We start from the raw sequence: 22,348 nt of genomic DNA, 5'->3' as shown, positions 1-22,348 counted from the left end.
TTCTATGTATGAATGGAATTTGGTGATAGATTTGTCCTATTATACTTTTAATAAATTAGCAACCTGAGAGATATTATATTAAATAAAGAAAAACTGTGATCTGATGCTGATCAAATTCAAACCAGATAACAGTATTTCTATAAATTTCAACCTAATTCTTTTACTAGGCCTTTTTAAAACTGTAATTATCGTTTTCTACTTAAAATTTTTCTTCTCAACTCTAATTTTTCCTCTGCTGCTTTGGAAAAATCATTTCCGTAAACGGCAGATTCCCATTCCCCATACATCGGATTAGGAAGCATAATAAAATTATGCGATAGTTCTTTTTGATGTTTTTTAACTAAATCTTTCCCTAATGCTGAATCTCTTTCTGCAAATTTTTGACTGTAATCTGTCAAATTATCGCCCACATATAATATGATTTGATGGTCAGCTTTTACCGTTTCCCTTCTCTCTGTTTTATCACTTTTCGAAGTGCGTAATAAAAGATGATCCTTTTCAGCTTGAGGTAATTTCAGCGTTTGCAAATTCTTTAATGTAGGCTCGAATACACCAATTTTTCTATTGGAAATATAAAATATTTTCAATCCTAGACTATCAGCATAGTTAAGGAAATCTACAGCACCTGGTAATGCATCTGCTTGCGCTTCTTTGCACCAATTTTCCCAGCTCTCAGAACTATAATTTTCACCTTCTAAAAATAATCTCGCCTCAAATGGACTATTATCCAAAACAGTTTCATCTAAATCTAAGATTACCGCAGGCTTTAATTCAGAATCTTTAAGAGTGTCCATTTTAATTTTTAAAAGCATTTTTCCTTTGTCATAAGCTTGTAAAAAAGAAGCTTCCATTTCTGCTGATTGCTGAAACCAAACTGTAGCATTACCTAGTTGCATGGAAAGTTTTTCTTCAGGACTTAAGGGGGGTTCATTAGAAATTTGTTGGCAAGCACTAATGGTTAAAATAGAGATGATGAAGATTAATGAACGCATATTATTTTGTATTTTAGAACTTTTGCAAAAGTAGAAGGTAATTCGGTAAATTGAAACAATCCGTCATCTCGTAATTTTTATTTTTATCAAAATGTAAAATTATCTATGATCTTATGATTTTTTAAATCTGATTCCAATTTCCATTTCATAAAAGCTTAACTTTGAGCTAAGAAAAAGTAATATTGATGTTAATACGCCCGAGAAGAAATCGCAAATCAGCAGCCATCCGTGAAATGGTGGAGGAAACCACTTTAACTACCAAAGATTTTATCTTTCCCCTTTTTTTATTGGAGGGAAAAAATAAGAAAGTCGAAGTAGACAGCATGCCTGGCATTTATCGATTCACAGTAGATTTAATGTTAAAAGAAATCGAGGAATGCATGAAATTAGGCATTAAAGCTTTTGATGTTTTCCCAGTGGTGGAGGAAAAGCATAAAGATAAAATGGCTACTAAAAGTGCAGATGAGAGTTTTTTCTATTTGAAAGCCTTAAAAGAAATTAAAGCCAAATTTCCGGAAGCTTGCATCATGACGGATGTAGCTATGGATCCATACAGCAGTGACGGGCATGATGGAATAGTAGATGAAAACGGCAATATTCTCAATGATGAAACTTTGGATGTTTTGGCTGATATGGCTTTAGCTCAAGCAGAAACTGGGATTGATATTATTGGCCCTTCTGATATGATGGATGGCAGAGTGGAATATATCCGTGATGTTTTAGACGAAAATGGATTTGAGAATACCTCCATTATGAGTTATTGTGCCAAATATGCTTCTGCTTTTTATGGTCCTTTTCGCGATGCTTTGGATTCAGCTCCTAAATCAGGGGATAAAAAAACCTATCAGATGAACCCTGCCAATAAATATGAAGCTTTAATTGAGGCGGAGTTGGATGCCCAAGAAGGAGCTGATTTTTTAATGGTGAAGCCCGCTTTGGCTTATTTGGACGTCATTCATTTGTTGAAAGAGAATAATGAATTGCCAATTGCTGCCTATAATGTGAGTGGTGAATATAGCATGATAAAAGCAGCTGCAGAAAAGGGCTGGTTAAATGGAGAAGCCACCATGATGGAAAGTTTATTGAGCATCAAAAGAGCTGGAGCAGATGTGATTTTAAGCTATTTTGCTAAAGAGGCGGCTCAAATATTGAATAAATAAATTGATAAATGGGAATGGGTCCTAAGAAAATTTTCAGACTAATCTTAGGACCTCTTTTTAATTATCACCTGGGATCAATAAAGGTGTTTTGCCGTCAGTAATAATTACTTTAGCATTGGGGCTTTTTGAAAGTTCTTTAAAAGCTTCAATACTTCTTAATTGAATAATGGCATCATTTAAGCCTTCAGCTAAAATTTTCTGAGCATCTCTGTTGCCTTCTGCTTCAATTCTTCTTCTTTCTGCTTCTTTCCTTTCAATTTCTAAAATAAAATCCATGCTCATAGATTCTTGCTCCGCTTGTAATTTCCGTTCTATGGCAGCTGATAATTCACGTGGGAGTTCAATGCTTTTCATTAAAACTTCCTCTATGATGAATCCTCGCGGACTTAATACTTCAGTCATTCTTTCTTTAATTTCCGTTTCTATCTGCTTTCTTTTTCCCGAATGCATATCCTTGGCCATAAAATTGGCGGAAATATCAGAGGAAGCTGATCTGAAAACAGGCAGTATGGCATTTCTAACATAGTTTTGACCAATATCTTCAATTATTAAAGGAGCCATATCCTCTTTTATTCGATAAAGGATGGATATTTCGGACTGAATGCTTAAACCTTCTTTACTGGGCAGGCTAAGATTTAGTTCAAGGTTCTCGGTTCTTGTAGGGGTTTTGATCATCTTCGTAAAAAATGGGTTTATTCCGTAAAGACCAGCATAATATACATCAGGGTCGATTTTGCCAAGTTTTCGTTTTACGCCAACTTCACCTTGACGGACAACAGTACAACTGCAAATTAGTAGTGCAACTAAGGGGATCATTAGATTTTTCATGGTTTTCTAGTTTTTTTCCATTTACAACCAATAATTATACCAATGTGTTAAGTATTTGGTCTGTTATATTGTACAGAAATGATGAGTGAACAAGGAAAATTAGAATTAGAAGCGAATTATGCCATGAAAGTAGTATTTGAGGATTTTCCTTTTAATCAAATTAGGACAGAGTTAGAAGAAAAGGGTCTGCACGAAAAGCAGATTGCAAGTATAATTAAGGAGGTTGATGATATTGTTTTATTAAATTCCGTTGAACCTAAGCTTGCAAAGAGAAGATTTAAATACGAAAAATCTGGGGCAGGCATTTTGGTTGCAATGGCACTTTGCTTATTCTATTTAGCATATAGTTACGAAATGATTAAATTGGAAAATTTAGAAATTGAGCTTGTAATAGTATTTTTACTTACGCTTTCCTTTATATTTTATAGAAAGGTAAAAAAGCCACAAGGAAAATTTGTAAATAAAAATAAATTCAAAAAGGATTAAAGACTTACTAATTTTCGAATCTTGTCCTTTTTGATTAATTTGTTAACAAATTTTAAGGTCATGGCTGAAAGAAAATATAAAAGCTTTAAAGAGTTTTATCCATACTACTTAACCGAACACCAAGACCCTACTTGTAGGAAATTGCATTTTACAGGTACCGCTTTATTGTTTGGTGTTTTAGCTTGGGCTTTAATTACTCAAACCTATTGGGGCTTAGCCTTGATCCCAGTTGTAGGATACGGATTTGCTTGGGTTGGTCATTTCTTTTTCGAGCAAAACAAGCCCGCTACTTTCACTTATCCACTTTGGAGTTTAGCTTCTGATTTTAAAATGTTTTTCCAGATTTTAATAGGGAAGCAACCCATTAATCCTCAGCGATAATTTTTGGGTACAATTTAAAAATCACATATCCACAAAATACACTAAAAAGTAATAAACCACTCGCTTCTAATAGCTCGCCATAAATAAATAATCCAGTGCTAAATAGTAAGCCGTAAACGCCCATACTTCCCGCTATCATACAAATAATTCCTGTCGGGACTTTCCATTTTTGAGCTTTATGCTGAATTAATCCTTTGGTTGATAATCTTGCTATAATTTTCTTCCAGCCCGGGCCTCCGGGATTTACTTTGTTGAGGAAATTTGCTAATTGTTCATCAGCAGTTTTTTGTGTAAGAAAACTAGCCGTTACCCAACTTATTGTTGTGATACTTACGCCTATGATTAATTTCTGCCAAGATAATAGTTCTTCGAAGCCAAAAGGATGGGTTGCAAAAGCAAAATATAGGGCAATTAAGAAACTGACCACCATAGCAACTATTTCACTAATAGCATTTACTCTCCACCAGAACCAGCGGAGAATAAAAATCAAACCAGTACCAGCTCCGATTTGCAATAGTATTTCAAAAGTTTGCAAGGCATTTTCTAAAACTAGAGCCATCAGCATACTGAAAATCATTAATACAACAGTTAATAATCGTCCTAATAAAACCTGCTTGCCTTCTGAAGCTGTAGGATTGATGAATCTTTTGTAGACATCATTCACCAAATAAGAAGAACCCCAATTCAAGTGAGTGGAAATGGTGCTCATGTAGGCAGCTACTAATGAAGTGACTACCAGTCCTAATAATCCGGCAGGAATAAAAGTTAGCATAGCAGGATAGCCCATATCATGAGTAGCAACTCCTGAGTTTACTGCTGGGAAAGCTTTTGCAAAACTATCTAAATCGGGAAAAACAATGATCGAACAAAGTGCAACAATAATCCAGGGCCATGGCCTGATTGCATAGTGAGCAACGTTGAAAAATAAGACGGCTTTTATAGAATGATCGGCATTTTTTGCTGCAAACATTCGTTGTGCAATGTAGCCACCACCACCTGGCTCAGCCCCCGGATACCATGTGCTCCACCATTGTACCAAAAGTGGAATGATCAAAAGCATGACCCACATTTCTGGATTTGAGAATGAAGGAAAAAAAGATAATTTATCCACTACATTTTCATGTACTAATAAATTATCCAATCCCCCTACCTTAGGATGATTCAAGGCTACGTATGCAGCTACAAAAGCGCCACCTAAAGAAAGAAAAAACTGCAGGAAATCTGTAAATAAAACACCTCTTAATCCGCCCAGACTGCTATAGATTACCGTTATAACTCCTGCAATGACCACGGTTTCCACTGGGCTGAGCCCCAATAAAACACCTCCTATCTTGATAGCGGCCAAACTTACCGAAGCCATAATCATTACATTAAAAAGAAATCCTAAATAAATCGCCCTGAAGCCTCTTAAGAATCTAGCGGCTTTGCCCGAATATCTTAATTCATAGAATTCAACATCAGTCAACACTCCTGATTTTTTCCAGAGCCCAGCATAAACGAAAACCGTCAACATCCCAGTCAGAAGAAAAGCCCACCATGCCCAGTTTCCCGACACACCATTTTGACGAACAATATCAGTTACAAGATTTGGGGTGTCGGTTGAAAATGTGGTTGCGACCATGGAAACACCCAAAAGCCACCAGGGCATTTTACCTCCAGCTGCAAAAAATTCAGAGGCACTTTTATTTTTTCTGGAAGTCCAAAAACCTATTCCTAAGGAAATTAATAAAAAACCAAAAAGAATAACCCAGTCAATGGTATTTAAAATCATAGTGAAGCCATAAAAATTTGCTTGAAGATAGAAAAGAATTTTAGCTTCACATGACTTAAGAGGGTCAGAACTGATTTTTTTTCAAAAAGGTCAATGCTATTTAGGTATTGACAAGCTTCCGTCTTATAACTTCCATCTCCTTATCTCTCCTTCGTTTCTACTTTAATTTTACTTTCCAGAGTTTTGTGGACTGGGCATTTATTAGCTATTTCTATTAACCGTTTTCTTTGTTTCTCATCCAATGCCCCCTTGATTTCAATAGTTCTGTCAAAGAATGTGATTTTGCTATTGTCTGATTCACAATCTTCACTGTCCTCATCATATCTTTGCTCCTGATCCACATGAACCAAAATTTCATCCACATCCCATTCTTTTCTGTTGGCGTACATCCGCATTGTAATGGCAGTGCAAGCAGCCAAAGCTGAAGTCAATAATCCATAGGGGGAAGTGCCGAAATTGTTTCCGCCAACATTTTCAGGTTCATCTGCTACTAAATGATGACCTTCAGCCACTATCTGAGTAGTATATTTTTGATCTTTATCCCCTATGAATGCAACAGTTTGCGAATTTGTAGAGATTTGTTGCTGCTTCGGCTTATGAACATATCGGGCTGCCCAGGTTGCAATTACTTCACCAGCATATAAGGAATCATCTTTATTGCTTAGCAAATGATCTGCACCATCTAATGAAATGAAGCTCTTTGGGTGATGTGCTTTTTCATAAATAGCGGCCGCATTTGAAATGTCCACAGTATTATCCTGCGGAGAATGTAGAATTAAAAGTGACTTCCTTAAATCTTCTATCTTTTTTAGATTGTCTTTGTCTTGAAGATCGTCTAGGAATTGCTTTTTTATTTTAAAAGGTCTTCCACCGATACTCACTTCTGCCTCACCTTTTCTTTTGATTTCTTCCTTTCCATCTTCTATTAAGTGCAGTACATGATCTGGTTGAGAGGGAGCCCCAATAGTAGCTACTGATGAAATTGAATCAATTTTAGCCGCTGCCATTAATACTGCTGCCCCGCCTAAAGAATGGCCAACAAGCATAGTTGCTGCTTGATATTTTTTCTCTAAATATTCTGCTGCTTTAATAAGGTCTTCTATATTAGAAGAAAAATTGGTGTCTGAGAAGTCGCCTTGGCTTTGCCCTAATCCAGTAAAATCAAAACTTAATACTGCAAAACCTTTTTTGGTCATACCAAGAATTATATTTTTTACTGCGTTAAGATTTTTATTGCATGTAAAGCAATGTGCAAAAATTACAAAGTTATGAGCGTGATCATCAGCGGGAAAATGAATTTCAGCAGCTAATTGATCTCCCATTGATCCTTCAAAATTTATTTTTTCCTTTTTCATGTTAAACCACTTTTACAGTCTTATTTATTATAAATCGAATAGGATGTCGCTAAATTTCGTAGCTTGAAACATTAATCTTAATACCATTATATTAAGTCGGACTAGCGTAATAATCTCAATTTAGGAAATTCCAGCCAAATAGATAATTGAAATAAACTTAATGACAGAAGGCTGACATTTTAATTTTACTTAAAAAAGTATTGAATAATTACATTAGCCGATAAAAAAATGTGATTTTTCAAAAGTATTATTAACTTTAGATGCGTTAATGAAAGAATTGTATGCTAATAGTCATTATTTATTGACCTCTATTGCATATTTAATACCATAGAAGATACTAAAACTTAAAAGTCTAAAATTCAAACCATGTTAAAAGAACAGCTAAAAATTTTAATTAAATTAGCCACAATTGATAATGAGCTGGCAGATAAAGAAGCGAACTTGATTGAAAAAATTGGTAAGGCTAATGGAGTTTCAGAGGATGAAATTTATCAGATGATTAAAAACCCGGAGCCAATCAAAAATTTGGATAGTTTATCAGAAGATCAAAGATTTGAATATTTATATAATATCATTCAATTAATGAAAATTGATGGGAAAGTATATAAAAGTGAGATTGTTTTCTGCCAAGAAATCGCTCAAAAGTTAGGGTATAAAAAGAAATCTGTAGCAGAGTTATCAAAAAGTATTTATAGTGACCCAAGTATTACAAGCGATAGAGAAGAATTGAAAAGAAGATTAAGAAAATATTCTACTAGATAAAAAAAAATGCCCCTTTTTGGGGCTTTTTGTTTTTTTATGAAAAAATCATTCTTTAAAATTCTGGCGAAAATTAATAAAATTATATTGCCCAGTTTAGCTAAAAAAGATTTGACGAAACTTAGTAAATTGGAAAAGGCGATTGTTGCTTATAGATATATTGTGACGAAAAATTCATTGTAGTATAATTCTCAAAAATTCTCTTCGAAGTACTCCCTTCCCTTTTGTATGTATTTTTGATCAACTAGAAAATATTCACTTCTAGGTTCTTTCTTTATCAATTCTTCAAATACCTTTTTAGATCTTGTACTAGTTTTAGTGATATGTAGCATTTTGGCATATAAATATACGTTAGCAGGATGCTGAGGGGCAATTCTATAGGCTTTGCGTAATATCTTTTTTGCTTGCGCATTGGAAGGCCAACTTAAAATTAAAGGGATATTGGGAACTTCAAGATGCATGCCTCCTAATAGTCTTAATGCACCTGCTTGATTATATTTTTCATCTAATTCAATAGCTTTTTCGGCTAATTTTTTAATTTCATCTAGTACACCTTCTTGTGCAGCTTCTGTAATATCAATTAAATCTGCCCAGCGAGCATAATTAGCTGCATACCAGTACGCAATAGCTCCGTTTTTTGGAAACTCTCTTGACTTTTTTTCGGCCAAATCTATGGCTTTTTTGTAGAGTGATCTTTTCTCATTTTCCGGAACATTAGTCCAAGAGGCTTTAAACTCGTAGCTTTTCAGCAACCCAATTGTTTTTTCTGGTTCTGAATCCACTTCCTGAAAAAGACTTATTGCTTCATCAATATTCTTACGATTGGCTTTTCCATTTTGTATTGTTTCATGTCTATTATCAAAGTATTGTTCTGCTTTCTCAAGCTTGGATTGGGAAAATAGGTTGGTCGAAACAAAAAGTATTGATATAAAAAATGTGATTTTATTGAATCTCATGCTATAAGCAATTTTCTTCTAAAAATGATGAATAGATATTTTGCTCGGATAACGAATGAAATCTAGTATTGTTGAGTATGGAGATGGAGGATTTACTCTTGGGAAGTAGAAATTAATGGAACAATGGATTCAATTATCTCATTAAGACAACTACTTGAATAGTTTCTTTTGACTTGGATGATCATTATTAACTTTTTAAGAACTGGACTAAAACCAATCAACTATTGAGTTAATTGGTTTTCATAAATGGAGTCAAATTCTCCTATATCTGCTGGTAGGTTAATTTTATTTAATAATTTCTCTTCTAGCAAATCAGCCCAAGCCAGCATATAATTCACCACATCTTCTTTACTGTTGTGATAGAGTTTCATACCTCTTTCGCCCATAAATCTTCTAACCTCTTGATTTTTTAATCTTTCCAGATCAATCATATCTTTTCTTTCTAAGCCTGAATCCATCATGCTAGATATAATTTCATCCATTGGCATTTCAGTAGTGCCACAATAATCTTCTACTTGATCGGTCCAATCACCGGATTTTCTCATGGCGTATTCATGAATTTCTCTTTTGCTGTAAGGAGTTAGTTCTTGTGCTAAATGCCCGCAATTACAACCGCCCATATGTCCCCATTGGTAATGAGTGCCCTCTTGAATCTTTATTGCAGCAGTTCTAATTGCTTTTATGAGTTTAATGTTGGGTCTTGCCATAATTATATTTTCTTTTTGTAACTATCTGGTGGGCTGAAAAGTTTATTATTGTAATGAATTTTGAAGCATTTTTGGAATTAATAAGTGAAAATTGTTAAAGCTTGTTAATTTTGCTTAACTATTATGGAAACATTGAGTTATCTCAAATAAAAATTTAAAAAGCATGGCGTTTAATTTTTTCAAAAAGAAAGAAAATAAAGAAGATAAAAAATCAAAGAGATATAAGGAACTGACGGTTCGTCAAGTTATCAATGCAACAGCTGATGCTATTGTGATTGAATTTGAAAAACCTGAATGGGAATTGAGCTATACAGCAGGTCAATTTTTGACACTCATCACAGACATCAACGGTGAAAGCGTGAGAAGAGCTTATTCCTTATGCACCTCTCCTTTAGTGGATGAATACCCTGCGGTTACCGTAAAAAGAGTAGAGAATGGTAAAATGTCCAATCATTTGAACGACAACCTTAAAGCTGGTGATAAAATTCAGGTGTTGGAACCTATGGGAAATTTCACCACTACAGTTGATGCCAATAAGAAGCGTCATTTAATAATGTTTGCTGGTGGGAGTGGAATTACACCCATGATGGGGATTTCAAAATCCATTTTGCATGCAGAGCCAGACAGCATTATTTCTTTGATTTACGCTAACAGAAACCTGGAATCTGTAATCTTTAAAAGTGAATTCGATAAACTGGAAGATGAATATGAAGGCAGAATGCACGTAATTCATGTGCTGGATGATGCACCTATCAATTGGCAAGGCGAGTCTGGTTTATTGAATGAGGAAATGCTTCAGAAAATATTGGATAGAATTCCAAATTGGGGAAATGATCAAACACAATATTTAATGTGTGGTCCGGAAGGAATGATGAAAAATGTGGAGCAATACCTAGAGAATTTCGGGGTTGATAAAGCCAATGTTTTTAAAGAAAGCTTCGTTCAAGGAACTATCGATAAAGCGGAAAAGAAAACTGGAGAAACTGCTGAAGGTCAAGAATATGAAGTAACCATTTTATTTGATGGAGAAGAATATAAATTCCCTGTGCCATCGGATAAATCGATACTAGAAACTGCCTTAGACTTAGATATTGACTTACCATTCTCTTGTCAAAGTGGATTATGCACCGCTTGTAGAGGCAAATTATTATCTGGAACAGTTCGTATGGAAGAAGACGAAGGCTTATCTGATGCAGAAAAGGACGAAGGCTTTGTCTTAAACTGTGTAGGTCATCCTACCTCTGCTGATGTGAAAATAGAAATCGGATAAAACATTTCGGTATTATATAAGTAAACATAAAAGAGGATTTTTAATCCTCTTTTTTTATTTATACCTGCTCTGTTCGCCATGGTTTGTTTCTTCACAAACCATAAAGTGATTGGTGCACTCATTTCGGAAATCTTATACATTAAAATTATGAATGAATAAGAATATCTGGAAGATAGTTAGAACTAAAATATACATATCATGGAATTCGAAATAAAAGAAAGACAATTTTTACCTAAAGATTTTAAAGTAAAAGATTGGGAGACTTTAAAGCCTTATTTTGATAAATTATTGGAGGAAGAAATTAATTCCGCACTGGATTTAGAAAATTGGTTTGCCAATTTAAGTGAGCTAGAAGCAGTAGTTTCAGAAGATATGGCTTGGCGTTATATTAAAATGACATGTGACACTTCGGATGAAAAATTAGCGGCCTCTTTCGAAGATTTTGTTCGTAATATCCAGCCACATATTGCCCCTTATAGTGATAAACTGAACCGGAAGGCTTTGGCATCTCCTTACTTAGCTTCAGTTAAAGAGAAAGACGGCTATGACATCATGATTCGGGAAATGGAGAAGGATGTGAAGATCTTCAGAGAAGAAAACATTCCACTGGAAACCGAGATTGCAAGTCTCTCTCAAAAATACGGCTCTATTTCCGGGGCTATGGATATTGAGCATGATGGCAAGGAAATGACCTTGCAACAAGCAGCTGTAATGTTACAATCCATCGATAGGAAATTAAGGGAAGAAATCTATCGTAAAATATCTTCCAGAAGGTTAGCCGATAAAGATAAGCTGGATAACCTTTTTACTGAACTGATTCAGCTAAGAACCAAAGTGGCAAAAAATGCCGGATTCGAAAATTACCGAGATTTTATGTTCGCATCTATGGGTCGTTTTGACTATTCGCCTCAGGATTGTTTTGATTTTCATGAATCTGTTAAAACAGAGGTAGTGCCTTTTTTGAATGAAATAGCAAAGGACAGAAAGAGTAAGTTAGGATTAGATAAATTAAGACCTTGGGATAAAGCAGTTGATATTTCAGGTAAAGAAGCTTTAATGCCCTTTAACGGAGCGGATGATTTAACTGATAAAACAATTAAAGTATTCAATGAATTAGATCCATTTTTAGGCGATTGCCTTGTAAAGATGGTGGAAATGAAACATCTGGACTTGGATTCCAGAAAAGGGAAATCGCCAGGCGGTTACAATTATCCTCTTTCCGAAACGGGAGTTCCTTTTATCTTTATGAATGCGACTTCCACTTTGCGTGATATGGTAACGCTATTACATGAAGGTGGACATGCCGTGCATTCTTTCCTAATGAATGAGTTGGAATTGAATGATTTCAAAAACCCGCCATCTGAAGTAGCGGAATTGGCTTCCATGAGTATGGAGTTGATTACACTTGATTATTGGGATATCTTTTTCGATAATGAGGAGGATTTAAAAAGGGCTAAAACCGAGCATTTGGAAGGAATTATTGAAACACTTCCTTGGGTAGCTACAATTGACAAATTTCAGCATTGGATTTATGAAAATCCTGAGCATACGGTAGCCGAAAGAACCAGAGCTTGGAATGAAATTTTGGATGATTTTTCAGATTCCATAACAGATTGGTCAGGCTTGGAGAAATTCAAGGATAATCTATGGCAGAAGCAATTGCATTTATATGAAGTGCCTTTTTATTACATCGAATATGGAATGGCACAATTAGGTGCAGTGGCAGTCTGGAAAAACTATAAAACAGACCCCAAAAAAGGATTGGAATCCTATATGAAAGCTCTGAAAATGGGGTATACCAAATCTATTCCTGAAGTTTACGAAGCTGCAGATATCAAATTTGATTTCAGCAAAAAGAACATCAGCGAATTGATGAGCTTTGTAAAAGAAGAGATGGAGAAGCTTTAAAAACTGATAAAATTTATTTTTAAAAAGGAAAGCCCAATCGAGCTTTCCTTTTTTATTTATTACCCTTGAAACTTAAATCTAAAATCCAAGCTTCAACTCCTCTCTATAAGTGCTATCCTTCACATTATTTCTATTCCAATAATCCAACATAATTCTTTCTTTTAGAGTGGCTGTAGTGGTCATCATGTCTCCATTTTCAGGATAAGTTTCTTCCCACTTTTCTATTTTGTAAGGATGTTGATTTTTATAGAAAATAGATAAATCACGCTCCAGTTCAGGAATTTCAATTTTAAGTTCGTTTAAATCATCATTTCTATTGATGCTGACGTTAGCGGCATAAGCCTTCAATTCTTTATGTTTTAAACGCAAATACTGAGTGGAAGGGAAGAGTTGAATTTCCCCTTCAGGAATTTGATTGGGATCTAAACGCAATAAAGTCCACAGCTCATCCTCCATCCAAACTTTATCAAGTTTCATTTCCATATCTCCTTCACTTTCAAAGTATGAGCGAACTAGTAAATCATAATCTTTTCTCTTATTGTTGAGCTGCATAAAAACATGCCCGCACCATTCCTGAACCGATGTGGTGATTTTTCTCGCATGTAAATCATTTTCAGGGTAAACAGGTGAAAATATAGAGGTCATTATAGAATATGGATAAATCCCCGTATTGAATTTTTTAGTGAAATTAAGTTTCAATACTTTTTCAGCATCATCCCCTACCTCTTTTAGATTGTCCAGCTTCACTTGCTTGCTTTTTGAGAAATCCTCAGTTACAAAAATTAGTACTGCTTCACCTTCTCTTTTTTCTCCATATCGGACTTGCTCCAAATCGTAGGAGGTCAACTCTGCCTTTCCCTGATACCAATAGTCTCCAAACTGCTCATTAAGCTTAAGATTGACTTTTTCATATGAAGGCTTGTCAGCTTTTTGTGCACAGGCATGGAATAAAATTAATAAAAACGGAAGGAGTAGAAGATTTTTCATGATTTTGAAATTTGGTGTTTACTTATTGCTTACGGATTAAAGAATGAGCTGTTAGTGATTAATGCTCTTAATGTAATTAAAACGACTAAATAGTTCCTCTTTATACCAATTCTCTTTTTTCACCTTGCCAATGATTTCTTTGTGAGTATCGGCATAAGCATATTCTTTCATAGCTTGTTCATTTTCCCAAATACTGAAAGTAGCTTGTTCTATTAATGGCCATTCACCAATCCCTTTCGTAGTAATTAAGCCTTTTGCATTTTCAATGGCCTTACTGGCTTTTGGTACAAATTGCCAAAACCGTGGAAGTTTATGGATGTTAATTCTTGCTCTGGTGATAACGGCAATCTGACCACCATTGTAAGTTCCTTTTTCAGGAAATGGATTTTCTCCATACCAGCTACCATGCGCACCCAGAGACTCTAAATAATGTGTTTCTATGGAGTTGGATTTACTTTTTAGCTCATTGAATTCATTTGAATTCTGAAAGAAATCTTCAGCTTGATTCTCATCCTTCCACTTCATCAACAAAGCATAGGTAGAAAAATCAGGCCATAAGCTAAATCCAAATCCGCTTCCTGTACCCAATAGCTTTACAAATTCACAACCCTTGATTTTAGCAAGATGAGGAGGAAGTAATTGCATTTGTTTAAATGCCCAGTATTTATTTTGAGAGTAATTTATTAATGAGATGGTTACCATAGATTTATTTATGATTACAGTAACTGATAATGGAGGTAAGGGTTTTGAGCAATTCTAGCATTCAGAAGAAATTCAGGATTTAAGAGATAATGGATTGTAGGTGTTATAAAATCAATTCTACCAATTATCCATAAACAACTTACGCCATCATTATTTTCTATATATTTAATCTATATATCTAAAACAATCACTTATTTGCTTTAATTCAACGTTATGAAGTTTGATTACGATTACATTGTAATTGGCAGTGGGTTTGGGGGCTCGGTTAGTGCATTAAGACTTTCACAAAAAGGATATAAGGTTCTTGTGGTCGAAAAAGGAAAGTGGTACCAGTCAAAAGATTTTGCCAAAACCAACTGGAATTTACGCAAGTGGTTATGGTTGCCATCGCTGCGTTTTTTCGGTATTATGAAGCTCACAGTTTTCAGGCATGTAGCCATTCTCTCGGGTGCTGGTGTAGGAGGCGGTTCCCTTGTTTATGCCAATACATTACCTGTGCCTAAAGCCGCCTTTTATAAAACGGGTTCATGGGCTAGTTTAAGGGATTGGGAAACAGACTTAAAGCCCTATTATGCAATAGCCCATAAAATGTTGGGGGCTGCAGAAAACCCAGAGTTATTTGACGGTGATCTTGCCCTTCAAAAGCTGGCTGAAGAGCGAAATATCAGCAGTCAATTTGAAGCTACTAAAGTGGCTGTATATTTTGGTAAGCCAGGGGTAGAGGTAGAAGACCCATACTTTGGTGGTAAAGGTCCTAAAAGGACAGGCTGCACTTTTTGCGGGGGCTGTATGACGGGCTGTCGATATGACGCAAAGAACACATTGGATAAAAATTATTTACATCTTGCCCAGCAAGAAGGCGCTGAAATATTAGCCGAACAGGAAGTAATTGATGTGAAGCCAATCGACAATAAAGAAGGGTCAAATGGTTATCATGTTCAGCTTCAATCCAGTACAAAGTTTTTTAAAACAAAAAAATCTCTTACTGCAAATGGAGTGATTTTCTCAGGTGGGGTAATGGGTACCGTAAAATTATTGTTAAAACTGAAGAAAAAAGGCTCCTTGCCACTCCTTTCTGATAAAACGGGTGAAGAAATACGAACCAATAATGAAACACTGATCAGCGTATCCAGTCTGAAGAAAAATATTAATGTGTCTAAAGGAGTGGCTATCGGCAGTATTTTGCATACTGATGAAAATACACATCTTGAGATTTGTCGCTATTCTGAAGGCTCAGGCTTTTGGAAGTTGCTGCATTTACCCATGTCACAGGGGAACACTATTTTTAAAAGGATAGGAAACACCTTTGTGAATATGTTTAAGTCGCCTGTCCGTTATTTCAGAACCTACTGGCTCAACAGCTGGTCAAAACGAACGGTGATTTTGTTATTTATGCAATCTGTTGATAGCACCATTAACTTTAAAAGAGGATGGCTTGGCAATATGGTTTCGAAAGTGGGAAATGGAAAACCACCGAGTCCGGACATCCCGGAATCTGCTCAGTTAACTAAAGATTATGCAAAAATCATTAATGGGAATGCCACTGCTTTCTCTCTGGAAACGCTGGCAGGAATTCCGTCAACAGCACATATTTTGGGTGGTGCTGTGATGGGGGAAGACGCTGAAAAAGGAGTGATTGATAGGAATAACAATGTTTTTGGCTATAAAAATATGATGGTCATAGATGGCTCCATGATATCGGCCAACCCGGGAGTTAACCCTTCATTGTCTATTACCGCTATTGCAGAGCATGCAATGAACCAGGTGCCGGAAAAGTCAAGTATACAAGCTGATTTTGAGAAGGGATAAAATTGGTTTATAGGTGTTTTATCAGATATAATAAGTAGAAAACTTAACACCTCAATAAAAGTAGATAAATAAAAAAAGGGTTACAAACTTTCTGTCTGTAACTCTTTTAGGTGGTGGGGATAGTTGGATTGTTCATTCCCACATCCATGCCACACTTCCCCTCACGAAGCTAAAGGCTTTCGAACCTACGACCCTCCCGACATTGCATGTCGGGAGGGTCAAAACCAAGTGAGCTATATCCCTGATTTATTGATGAGAGCCTGAACTCGTTTCCTGTCCTTCCAATTCTTGACTTGAAGTTCTCGATTCTGGGCATCTGTTTTTATAGGGTATTCTTCTTGGTAGACTAGTTCCCAGTCATCTGTTTTCCCTGTAAAGCCTTTGTGATTGGAGTTATGTTTTCTGATTCGTTCGGAAAGTTCATCGCAATTGTGGCCGAAATAGTATTTGTCGAGGAATGGGGAGAAAAGGATGTAGAAATTGCACATATTGGTTGAGTTTATAAATGCTATAAATGTAAAAAAGCCTCCCGAAATCAATCTAAAGGCTTTGTTTGTGGTGGGGATAGTAGGATTCGAACCTACGACCCTCCCGACATTGCATTACGGGATGCTCAAAACCAACTGAGCTATATCTCTGATTTATTGATAAGAGTTTCAATTCTTTTTCTGTTTTTCCAATTTTTAACTTGAAGTTCTCGATTTTGTGCATCTGATTTGGTAGGGTATTCTTCATTATAGGCGAGTTCCCAATCATCAGTTTTACCAGTGAAGCCTTTGTGGTTGGAATTGTGTTTTCTTATTCTTTCGGAAAGCTCATCACAGGTGTGTCCGTAATAGTCTTTGTTGAGAGATGGGGAGAAAAGGATGTAGAAATTGCACATATTGGTTGAGTTTATAAATGCAAAAAGCCTTTTGAAATTAATCAAAAGGCTTTTTAGGTTATTGGTGGGGATAGTAGGATTCGAACCTACGACCCCCTGCTTGTAAGGCAGGTGCTCTAAACCAACTGAGCTATATCCCCATTTATATCAAAAACCAGTTGATAGTTCGGATTCGAACCTTTGACTCTCCCGACTTTGTGAGTCGGGATGCTCTAAACCAACTGAGCTATATTTCCCTTTTTTTAATTTTTAACAACCTTTTGTTGTCTTTTGGGAATGCAAATGTAGTACTGCTTTTTATATTTACAAATTGATTTTGTAAAATAATTTAACTTTTTTTCACTCCTTTGTTTATAGAGTTGAAAATCAATTGTTTATATCCTTAAAAAAAATAATTTGGATTTATACCCCTTATTCACAAATTTCGTTCATCAATCAAAAGCAATACTTTGAAACGCATCAGAAAGTTTATTCTTTATCTTTTTTTATTTTTTATCCTGCTTTTTGCGGGCGGGTCGGCTTATTTGTATTACAATCAAGACCAACTGATTGATAAAATTCTATCTGAAGTTAATAAATCGATTCAAACGCCTGTGGAAGTTGGGGCTATTGATATCAATTGGTGGACTGATTTTCCTAATATCTCACTTCGCTTTCAGGATGTTTTCATTGAAGAATCACTGGAGAGAAGCAGTCTTCCTTTAGCTAAGTTAGAGGAGCTTGCTTTGTCCTTTAACACCTTAGATTTTCTGAAAGGAGATTATTCTTTTGAGAAAATTATACTGAAAAGGGGAGAGGTGACTATTCGCACTACTAGAACAGGAGAGAGAAATTATGATATCATCAAAAGTTCAGGTGAATCATCTAATCAATCGGTCAATTTCAATTTGAAGAATATTCAGATTCAAGCTGTGCAAGTCAATTATGTGGATGAAGCATTAAAGCAAACTTATTTGCAATATGCAGAAGAATTGAAGGCAAGCTTAAATAAGGTGGGAGATCTTTACCATATTATTGCTGATGGAAAAATTGATTCCAAAGCGATTAAAATTGGAGAGTACAGCTATTTTGAAAATAAAAATCTGACCGTCAAGGCTAAACTTAATTACACTCAAGGTGCAGAAACCGTTGATATCTTACCTTCGGAATTGCTACTGTCAAATAATGAATTTGAGGTTTCCGGAAATTATGAAATCCTAAGCAGTTATATGGATATTCAGGTCAATGGTATAGAATCTGATTTCACTACCCTTATTTCTTTATTGCCTAATAATTATAGAAAGCAATTATCGGAATATGAAAGCACTGGTAATGCTCAGTTCGAAGGAAGTTTGATTGGAAAGCTGACATCCACAGAAAGCCCAGAAATCAATTTTAATTTTAGTGTGGAGAATGCTTCACTATTTCAGCCTGAATACAATACCAGATTTCTAGATTTGAGCTTTCACGGCAATTTCAGTAATGGTGCAAGGCAAAGCCTTAAAACCTCCCAATTGGTATTGAAAGAATTGATAGGAAATTTAAAAGGCAAGACTTTCACGGCTGATTTGGGTATTAAAGATTTTGAAAATTATCTCATTAATCTTTCAACGGCAGGACAAATTTCAACGAAGGATTTATTTACTTTCTTTCCGAATCACAAAAAATACTCTAAGCTGGAAGGCTTGGTTGATTTTGATATCAGCTTAGCAGGCTATTTGGATGATTTTAAGCAAGCTTCTACTGCTTCAAGAATCAATAACTCAGGTGAGATTATTTTGACTAATTTGAGTGGTGTTTATGTGGATTATCCACTGCCAATTAAAGATGTGAATGGAAGGTTGATGTTTAATAAAAATGATATTGCTATTAATCATTTACAGGGTAAAATCGGGGAATCGGATATTGAACTGAGCGGCTTTTTCCTCAATATTATTCCTTATTTCTTGAAGGATAACCAGTCGCTATTAATTGAAGCCGAAACGATAAGCGAAAACATCAATCTAAATGAATTATTGTCTGGTTTGTCCAATGATGAAAACTCAATCGAAAAGCAGGAAGAGTCCTTTAAATTTGCTCTAAGCCCAAAATTGCAGTTGGATTTAACTTCTCATATTTCAAAATTGGAATTTAAACGATTCGAGGGAAGGCAAATAGCGGGTAATATCAAATTGTCCAATCAAATTCTGGAAGCTTCACAATTAGAAATGGAAAGCAATGGTGGGAAAATGACCTTGAGCGGAGAAGTGAATGCCGAAAAGAGAAATGAGATTCGCATCAATACTAAGGCAAATTTCGATGGGATGAATGTGGATAGTATATTTTATACTTTCGAGAATTTCCAACAGGATTTCTTGACTGATCGCCATTTAAAAGGAAAGATAAATGCTGATGTTGCGGCTTTTATTCTACTGGATGAGAAGTTAAATTTTCAATCGGATGCTTTTACTGCAATTATTGATGCTAAAGTTAAAAATGGAGAATTAAACAATTTTGAGCCTATGCTGAGTTTGTCGGATTATGTGCGGGAAGATGAACTGACACATTTGAATTTTGGCGAATTGAGCAACACCATAGAAATCAAGAATAAAGTGATTTATTTACCTGAAATGTCCATTCAATCGAATGTATCTGATATTTTAATTCAAGGAACGCATACTTTTAGTCAGGAGATTAGTTACAGATTATTAGTACCTTTAAAAAATTATAAAAAGCAGGATAGTGACGCAGCATTTGGAGCTATTGAAGAAAGTGGGGAATACTCCAATCTCTATTTGAGAATTATAGGCACTACAGACGATTTTGAAGTAAGCTGGGATAAAAAGCGTTCTTTACAATCTGTGGCTGAAAGAATTAAAGAAGAAGGCAAGACCTTTAAGAAAATCCTAAAAGGAGAAAAACTCCCCGAGAAAGAAGAAAAAGAAGTTGAATTAAATGAAGAAGAATATTTTGATTGGTAAAAAAATAGCAAACGTTAGCTTAATGATAATTGCAGTATTTTTTGTTGCATCATGTGGAAATAATAAAGTGACTTTTAAATTGAAAGAGCTTGATACCAAAACTGATGCGCTGATTATAGGTTTGCAGTCATTCAATGATTCCATAGTTTGGGCAAGTGGAACTTATTCTACCTTACTGAAATCAACCAATGCAGGCGAAGACTGGAAAGTTTTTACTTATCCTGAAATCGATAGCCTTCAATTTCGCGATGTTCATCCTATAAGTGATAAAGAAGCTATTGTGCTGAGTGCAGGCGAAGGAAAACTTAGTCAAATCTTCTATTTTCATGAGGAATCAGGATGGAGAAAAGTTTTTCAAATGGAACATGAGCAAGGATTTATTGATGCAGTACAATTCTGGGGAAACGGACAAGGTTTAGTTTATGGAGATGCCATTGATTCATTAGCATACATTCTCAAAACCACTGATTTTGGCCGAAGCTGGACTCGAATCCCTACTGCCCCCATTGCAAATAAAGGTGAAGGCGGTTTTGCCTCAAGCGGAAGCAATATTTTAACGGGAGAGGAAGGAAAAGCTTGGATTGCCACAGGAGCTAATGGAAGTGCCAGAGTTTTTTATACCGAGGATTACGGCAGAAGTTGGGAAGTGAAAAGTACTCCTATGATGACAGGTGAATTTGCAGGACTGACCGCCATTAAAAAATCAAATGATAAATTATGGATCACGGGCGGTGACTTAGCCATTACTGATCAACAATTGGAAAATGTTTACTTTTCCGAAGCTAATGGAGAAACCTGGAATGCTTTCCCTGACCATCAGACTTCCGGTTCTTTTTATGGTTTAACAGTTACGAATTATTTAGAGAATGATTTCGTGTTAGTTTGTGGCCCAAAAGGAGCAGAGATTTGGTTGGGTGATCAAGAGAAGTGGCAAAACCTAAGTGATGAAGATATCTGGACAGCAACCTTCATTGATGGCCGAACAGCTTTAATGGCAGGCAGGAATGGCAAAATGTTTAAGGTGGAGTTGGAATAGATTTCATGAATATGATATTTTAACCTTTGGTTAAAATCAATAGATACCTGCGAAGGCAGGTATCTTGCCTTATTGAAACGAAGTTTCAATAATTCCTATCTCCCCTCCAACTTCACCAAAAAAGGCACTATCTCTTCCAAAGCGTTTTTTCTTGAGCCCTTGATTAAAATCGTACTACCTTTTTTCAATGGTTTTGCGGTCAGGTGCTCGATCAATTCATCCTTAGTTTCAAAATACTTACCAAAATTATCCTTTTTGGAAGCGGATTGGATTTGTTTACCACAATAATATCTTTTGCTGATCCCTAAGTCTACTGCTAACTCGCCTAATTTCTCATGTTCAAGTTCAGCAGTATCTCCCAGTTCCAGCATATCTCCCAAAATCACTACGGATTCTGTATTTTCAATTGCACTTAAGCTTTTCATAGCCAATTCCATTGAATCTGGATTGGCATTATAAGCATCCAATAGAATAGTGTAATTATCTGTTTTGATCATTTGCGAACGCATGTTTTCAGGCATATATTCCTGAGTGGCTTCAATGGCTTTTTCCATAGTAACCTCAAAATATTTTCCTATGCACAAGGCAGCAGCCACATTAAGATAATTAAACTGACCAACTAAATGTGTGTCAATATGGCTAAAGCCTTCCGTTGAATATCTCAAAAATGCAGTGCCTTTTTCAGGTTTAAGCTGTAGATCATCTCCCTCATTTGGGAAGGTTATGGCATTTGAAAAGCGTTTTTCCATGTTTTTTAAAACCGCATCCTGTGTATTGATAAATGGAACGCCATCGTTTTTCTTTAAAAAATCAAAAAGCTCACTTTTACCAATGATGATATTTTCAAAACCACCGAATTCTCCAATATGGGCTTTGCCGATATTGGTGATTAATCCATGAGTAGGTTGTGCCATTTGGCAATAGGAAGCGATTTCTCCTACATGGTTGGCTCCCATTTCAATGATTGCGATTTCATGGTCTTTTTGAATGGATAGCAAACTCAAAGGAACACCAATATGATTATTCAAATTTCCTGAAGTGGCAAATACCTTATATTTTGTGGCTAAAACTGCATGGATTAATTCCTTGCTAGTAGTTTTTCCATTGGAGCCAGTAATTCCTAAAATGGGTATAGTTAATTTTTCGCGATGATGTGTAGCTAAAAGTTGCAGCGCTTCAAGTGCATCTTCTACTAGTATAGTGTTTTTTTGATCTTGTTGATATTCAATTTCATCTATAACTACTGCAGCTGCTCCTTCTTCCAAAGCTTTCTGCGCAAACTTATTTCCATTAAAATTAGGTCCTTTTAAAGCAAAAAACAGATTCCCTTTTTCAAGCTTACGGCTATCTGTACAAATACCGCTGCTTTTTAAATATATATCGTATAGCTTTTCAATTTTAGTCATCGTGCAATAGGTT

At 35.6% G+C, this 22,348-nt stretch carries 20 protein-coding genes and 1 tRNA gene; 9 read left to right on the top strand and 12 right to left on the bottom strand.

Annotation, left to right across the window (positions count from 1 at the left end; genetic code table 11):
• Positions 1-185: 185 nt before the first annotated feature.
• Positions 186-992: a 5'-nucleotidase, lipoprotein e(P4) family gene (locus FTRAC_RS08045; protein WP_013453743.1), complete on the bottom strand. Its 807-nt coding sequence runs from the start codon at positions 990-992 to the stop codon at positions 186-188.
• A 185-nt stretch (positions 993-1,177) separates the two neighbouring features.
• On the opposite strand from FTRAC_RS08045, the gene hemB reads away from it, so the two are divergent.
• Positions 1,178-2,152 (top strand): porphobilinogen synthase, encoded by a 975-nt coding sequence (gene hemB, locus FTRAC_RS08040; protein WP_013453742.1) that lies wholly within the window; start codon positions 1,178-1,180, stop codon positions 2,150-2,152.
• 57 nt (positions 2,153-2,209) lie between these two features.
• Here the strand turns inward: hemB and FTRAC_RS08035 are convergent, their stop codons facing one another.
• Positions 2,210-2,980: a prohibitin family protein gene (locus FTRAC_RS08035; RefSeq protein WP_013453741.1), complete on the bottom strand. Its 771-nt coding sequence runs from the start codon at positions 2,978-2,980 to the stop codon at positions 2,210-2,212.
• A 123-nt stretch (positions 2,981-3,103) separates the two neighbouring features.
• On the opposite strand from FTRAC_RS08035, the gene FTRAC_RS08030 reads away from it, so the two are divergent.
• Together FTRAC_RS08030 and FTRAC_RS08025 are read left to right on the top strand one after the other, a co-directional pair.
• Positions 3,104-3,466 (top strand): hypothetical protein, encoded by a 363-nt coding sequence (locus FTRAC_RS08030; protein ID WP_148230054.1) that lies wholly within the window; start codon positions 3,104-3,106, stop codon positions 3,464-3,466.
• 60 nt (positions 3,467-3,526) lie between these two features.
• Entirely contained in the window at positions 3,527-3,847 is a 321-nt protein-coding gene (locus FTRAC_RS08025) for a DUF962 domain-containing protein (protein WP_041649637.1), read from the top strand.
• On the opposite strand, the gene FTRAC_RS08020 is transcribed toward FTRAC_RS08025, so the two are convergent.
• Both FTRAC_RS08020 and FTRAC_RS08015 read right to left on the bottom strand, forming a co-directional pair.
• Positions 3,831-5,618: a sodium:solute symporter family protein gene (locus tag FTRAC_RS08020; protein ID WP_013453738.1), complete on the bottom strand. Its 1,788-nt coding sequence runs from the start codon at positions 5,616-5,618 to the stop codon at positions 3,831-3,833. The two genes, FTRAC_RS08025 and FTRAC_RS08020, sit on opposite strands and share 17 nt — an antisense overlap.
• A gap of 140 nt (positions 5,619-5,758) precedes the next feature.
• Positions 5,759-6,973, bottom strand: coding sequence for a bifunctional alpha/beta hydrolase/OsmC family protein (locus tag FTRAC_RS08015; RefSeq protein WP_013453737.1), 1,215 nt, complete (start codon positions 6,971-6,973; stop codon positions 5,759-5,761).
• A 366-nt stretch (positions 6,974-7,339) separates the two neighbouring features.
• Here FTRAC_RS08015 and FTRAC_RS08010 point away from each other — a divergent pair, with 366 nt between their 5' ends.
• Complete coding sequence (locus FTRAC_RS08010) at positions 7,340-7,735, top strand: TerB family tellurite resistance protein (RefSeq protein WP_013453736.1); 396 nt, start codon at positions 7,340-7,342, stop codon at positions 7,733-7,735.
• A 188-nt stretch (positions 7,736-7,923) separates the two neighbouring features.
• Here FTRAC_RS08010 and FTRAC_RS08005 read toward each other — a convergent pair whose 3' ends face one another.
• The gene (locus FTRAC_RS08005; RefSeq protein ID WP_013453734.1) at positions 7,924-8,688 is read right to left on the bottom strand and encodes a tetratricopeptide repeat protein; all 765 of its coding nucleotides are present in this window, start codon (positions 8,686-8,688) and stop codon (positions 7,924-7,926) included.
• Between the two features lie 221 nt (positions 8,689-8,909).
• On the bottom strand, positions 8,910-9,395 hold the full coding sequence (locus tag FTRAC_RS08000) for a hypothetical protein (protein WP_013453733.1): 486 nt from the start codon (positions 9,393-9,395) through the stop codon (positions 8,910-8,912).
• A gap of 163 nt (positions 9,396-9,558) precedes the next feature.
• Between FTRAC_RS08000 and FTRAC_RS07995 the strand changes: the two genes are divergently transcribed.
• Positions 9,559-10,665: a ferredoxin--NADP reductase gene (locus FTRAC_RS07995; RefSeq protein WP_013453732.1), complete on the top strand. Its 1,107-nt coding sequence runs from the start codon at positions 9,559-9,561 to the stop codon at positions 10,663-10,665.
• Between the two features lie 198 nt (positions 10,666-10,863).
• Complete coding sequence (locus tag FTRAC_RS07990; RefSeq protein WP_013453730.1) at positions 10,864-12,573, top strand: M3 family oligoendopeptidase; 1,710 nt, start codon at positions 10,864-10,866, stop codon at positions 12,571-12,573.
• A 78-nt stretch (positions 12,574-12,651) separates the two neighbouring features.
• Here the strand turns inward: FTRAC_RS07990 and FTRAC_RS07985 are convergent, their stop codons facing one another.
• A complete protein-coding gene (locus tag FTRAC_RS07985) occupies positions 12,652-13,560 on the bottom strand; it encodes a hypothetical protein (RefSeq protein WP_013453729.1) in 909 nt (302 codons plus the stop codon).
• A gap of 51 nt (positions 13,561-13,611) precedes the next feature.
• A complete protein-coding gene (locus FTRAC_RS07980) occupies positions 13,612-14,262 on the bottom strand; it encodes a hypothetical protein (protein WP_013453728.1) in 651 nt (216 codons plus the stop codon).
• A 213-nt stretch (positions 14,263-14,475) separates the two neighbouring features.
• Here FTRAC_RS07980 and FTRAC_RS07975 point away from each other — a divergent pair, with 213 nt between their 5' ends.
• Positions 14,476-16,071, top strand: coding sequence for a GMC oxidoreductase (locus FTRAC_RS07975; protein WP_013453727.1), 1,596 nt, complete (start codon positions 14,476-14,478; stop codon positions 16,069-16,071).
• A gap of 233 nt (positions 16,072-16,304) precedes the next feature.
• Here FTRAC_RS07975 and FTRAC_RS07970 read toward each other — a convergent pair whose 3' ends face one another.
• The 3 genes from FTRAC_RS07970 to FTRAC_RS07960 form a co-directional block, all read right to left on the bottom strand.
• Entirely contained in the window at positions 16,305-16,559 is a 255-nt protein-coding gene (locus tag FTRAC_RS07970; protein WP_013453726.1) for a GIY-YIG nuclease family protein, read from the bottom strand.
• A 140-nt stretch (positions 16,560-16,699) separates the two neighbouring features.
• Positions 16,700-16,954 (bottom strand): GIY-YIG nuclease family protein, encoded by a 255-nt coding sequence (locus FTRAC_RS19595; RefSeq protein WP_013453725.1) that lies wholly within the window; start codon positions 16,952-16,954, stop codon positions 16,700-16,702.
• Positions 16,955-17,016: 62 nt separating this feature from the next.
• Positions 17,017-17,094 (bottom strand) — tRNA-Val (locus FTRAC_RS07960).
• 309 nt (positions 17,095-17,403) lie between these two features.
• Here FTRAC_RS07960 and FTRAC_RS07955 point away from each other — a divergent pair.
• On the top strand, positions 17,404-19,893 hold the full coding sequence (locus tag FTRAC_RS07955; protein ID WP_013453724.1) for an AsmA family protein: 2,490 nt from the start codon (positions 17,404-17,406) through the stop codon (positions 19,891-19,893).
• On the top strand, positions 19,868-20,929 hold the full coding sequence (locus FTRAC_RS07950; RefSeq protein WP_013453723.1) for a beta propeller repeat protein: 1,062 nt from the start codon (positions 19,868-19,870) through the stop codon (positions 20,927-20,929). The genes FTRAC_RS07955 and FTRAC_RS07950 overlap by 26 nt, the downstream gene beginning before the upstream one ends.
• A 95-nt stretch (positions 20,930-21,024) precedes the next feature.
• Here FTRAC_RS07950 and FTRAC_RS07945 read toward each other — a convergent pair whose 3' ends face one another.
• On the bottom strand, positions 21,025-22,335 hold the full coding sequence (locus FTRAC_RS07945; RefSeq protein ID WP_013453722.1) for a UDP-N-acetylmuramoyl-tripeptide--D-alanyl-D-alanine ligase: 1,311 nt from the start codon (positions 22,333-22,335) through the stop codon (positions 21,025-21,027).
• Positions 22,336-22,348: the final 13 nt, after the last annotated feature.

It is taken from the genome of Marivirga tractuosa DSM 4126, assembly GCF_000183425.1.
Lineage (GTDB): Bacteria > Bacteroidota > Bacteroidia > Cytophagales > Cyclobacteriaceae > Marivirga > Marivirga tractuosa.
This window is presented reverse-complemented; position numbering and strand designations above follow the sequence as displayed.

Coding starts and splice junctions, on each gene's coding strand:
- FTRAC_RS07950 (WP_013453723.1), top strand. CDS start 19,868: ATGAAGAAGAATATTTTGATTGGTAAAAAAATAGCAAACGTTAGCTTA.
- FTRAC_RS07970 (WP_013453726.1), bottom strand. CDS start 16,559: ATGTGCAATTTCTACATCCTTTTCTCCCCATTCCTCGACAAATACTAT.
- FTRAC_RS08015 (WP_013453737.1), bottom strand. CDS start 6,973: ATGAAAAAGGAAAAAATAAATTTTGAAGGATCAATGGGAGATCAATTA.
- FTRAC_RS07945 (WP_013453722.1), bottom strand. CDS start 22,335: ATGACTAAAATTGAAAAGCTATACGATATATATTTAAAAAGCAGCGGT.
- FTRAC_RS08030 (WP_148230054.1), top strand. CDS start 3,104: ATGAAAGTAGTATTTGAGGATTTTCCTTTTAATCAAATTAGGACAGAG.
- FTRAC_RS07990 (WP_013453730.1), top strand. CDS start 10,864: ATGGAATTCGAAATAAAAGAAAGACAATTTTTACCTAAAGATTTTAAA.
- FTRAC_RS08035 (WP_013453741.1), bottom strand. CDS start 2,980: ATGAAAAATCTAATGATCCCCTTAGTTGCACTACTAATTTGCAGTTGT.
- FTRAC_RS08010 (WP_013453736.1), top strand. CDS start 7,340: ATGTTAAAAGAACAGCTAAAAATTTTAATTAAATTAGCCACAATTGAT.
- FTRAC_RS07975 (WP_013453727.1), top strand. CDS start 14,476: ATGAAGTTTGATTACGATTACATTGTAATTGGCAGTGGGTTTGGGGGC.
- FTRAC_RS19595 (WP_013453725.1), bottom strand. CDS start 16,954: ATGTGCAATTTCTACATCCTTTTCTCCCCATCTCTCAACAAAGACTAT.
- FTRAC_RS08025 (WP_041649637.1), top strand. CDS start 3,527: ATGGCTGAAAGAAAATATAAAAGCTTTAAAGAGTTTTATCCATACTAC.
- FTRAC_RS08000 (WP_013453733.1), bottom strand. CDS start 9,395: ATGGCAAGACCCAACATTAAACTCATAAAAGCAATTAGAACTGCTGCA.
- FTRAC_RS08005 (WP_013453734.1), bottom strand. CDS start 8,688: ATGAGATTCAATAAAATCACATTTTTTATATCAATACTTTTTGTTTCG.
- hemB (WP_013453742.1), top strand. CDS start 1,178: ATGTTAATACGCCCGAGAAGAAATCGCAAATCAGCAGCCATCCGTGAA.
- FTRAC_RS08045 (WP_013453743.1), bottom strand. CDS start 992: ATGCGTTCATTAATCTTCATCATCTCTATTTTAACCATTAGTGCTTGC.
- FTRAC_RS08020 (WP_013453738.1), bottom strand. CDS start 5,618: ATGATTTTAAATACCATTGACTGGGTTATTCTTTTTGGTTTTTTATTA.
- FTRAC_RS07985 (WP_013453729.1), bottom strand. CDS start 13,560: ATGAAAAATCTTCTACTCCTTCCGTTTTTATTAATTTTATTCCATGCC.
- FTRAC_RS07980 (WP_013453728.1), bottom strand. CDS start 14,262: ATGGTAACCATCTCATTAATAAATTACTCTCAAAATAAATACTGGGCA.
- FTRAC_RS07995 (WP_013453732.1), top strand. CDS start 9,559: ATGGCGTTTAATTTTTTCAAAAAGAAAGAAAATAAAGAAGATAAAAAA.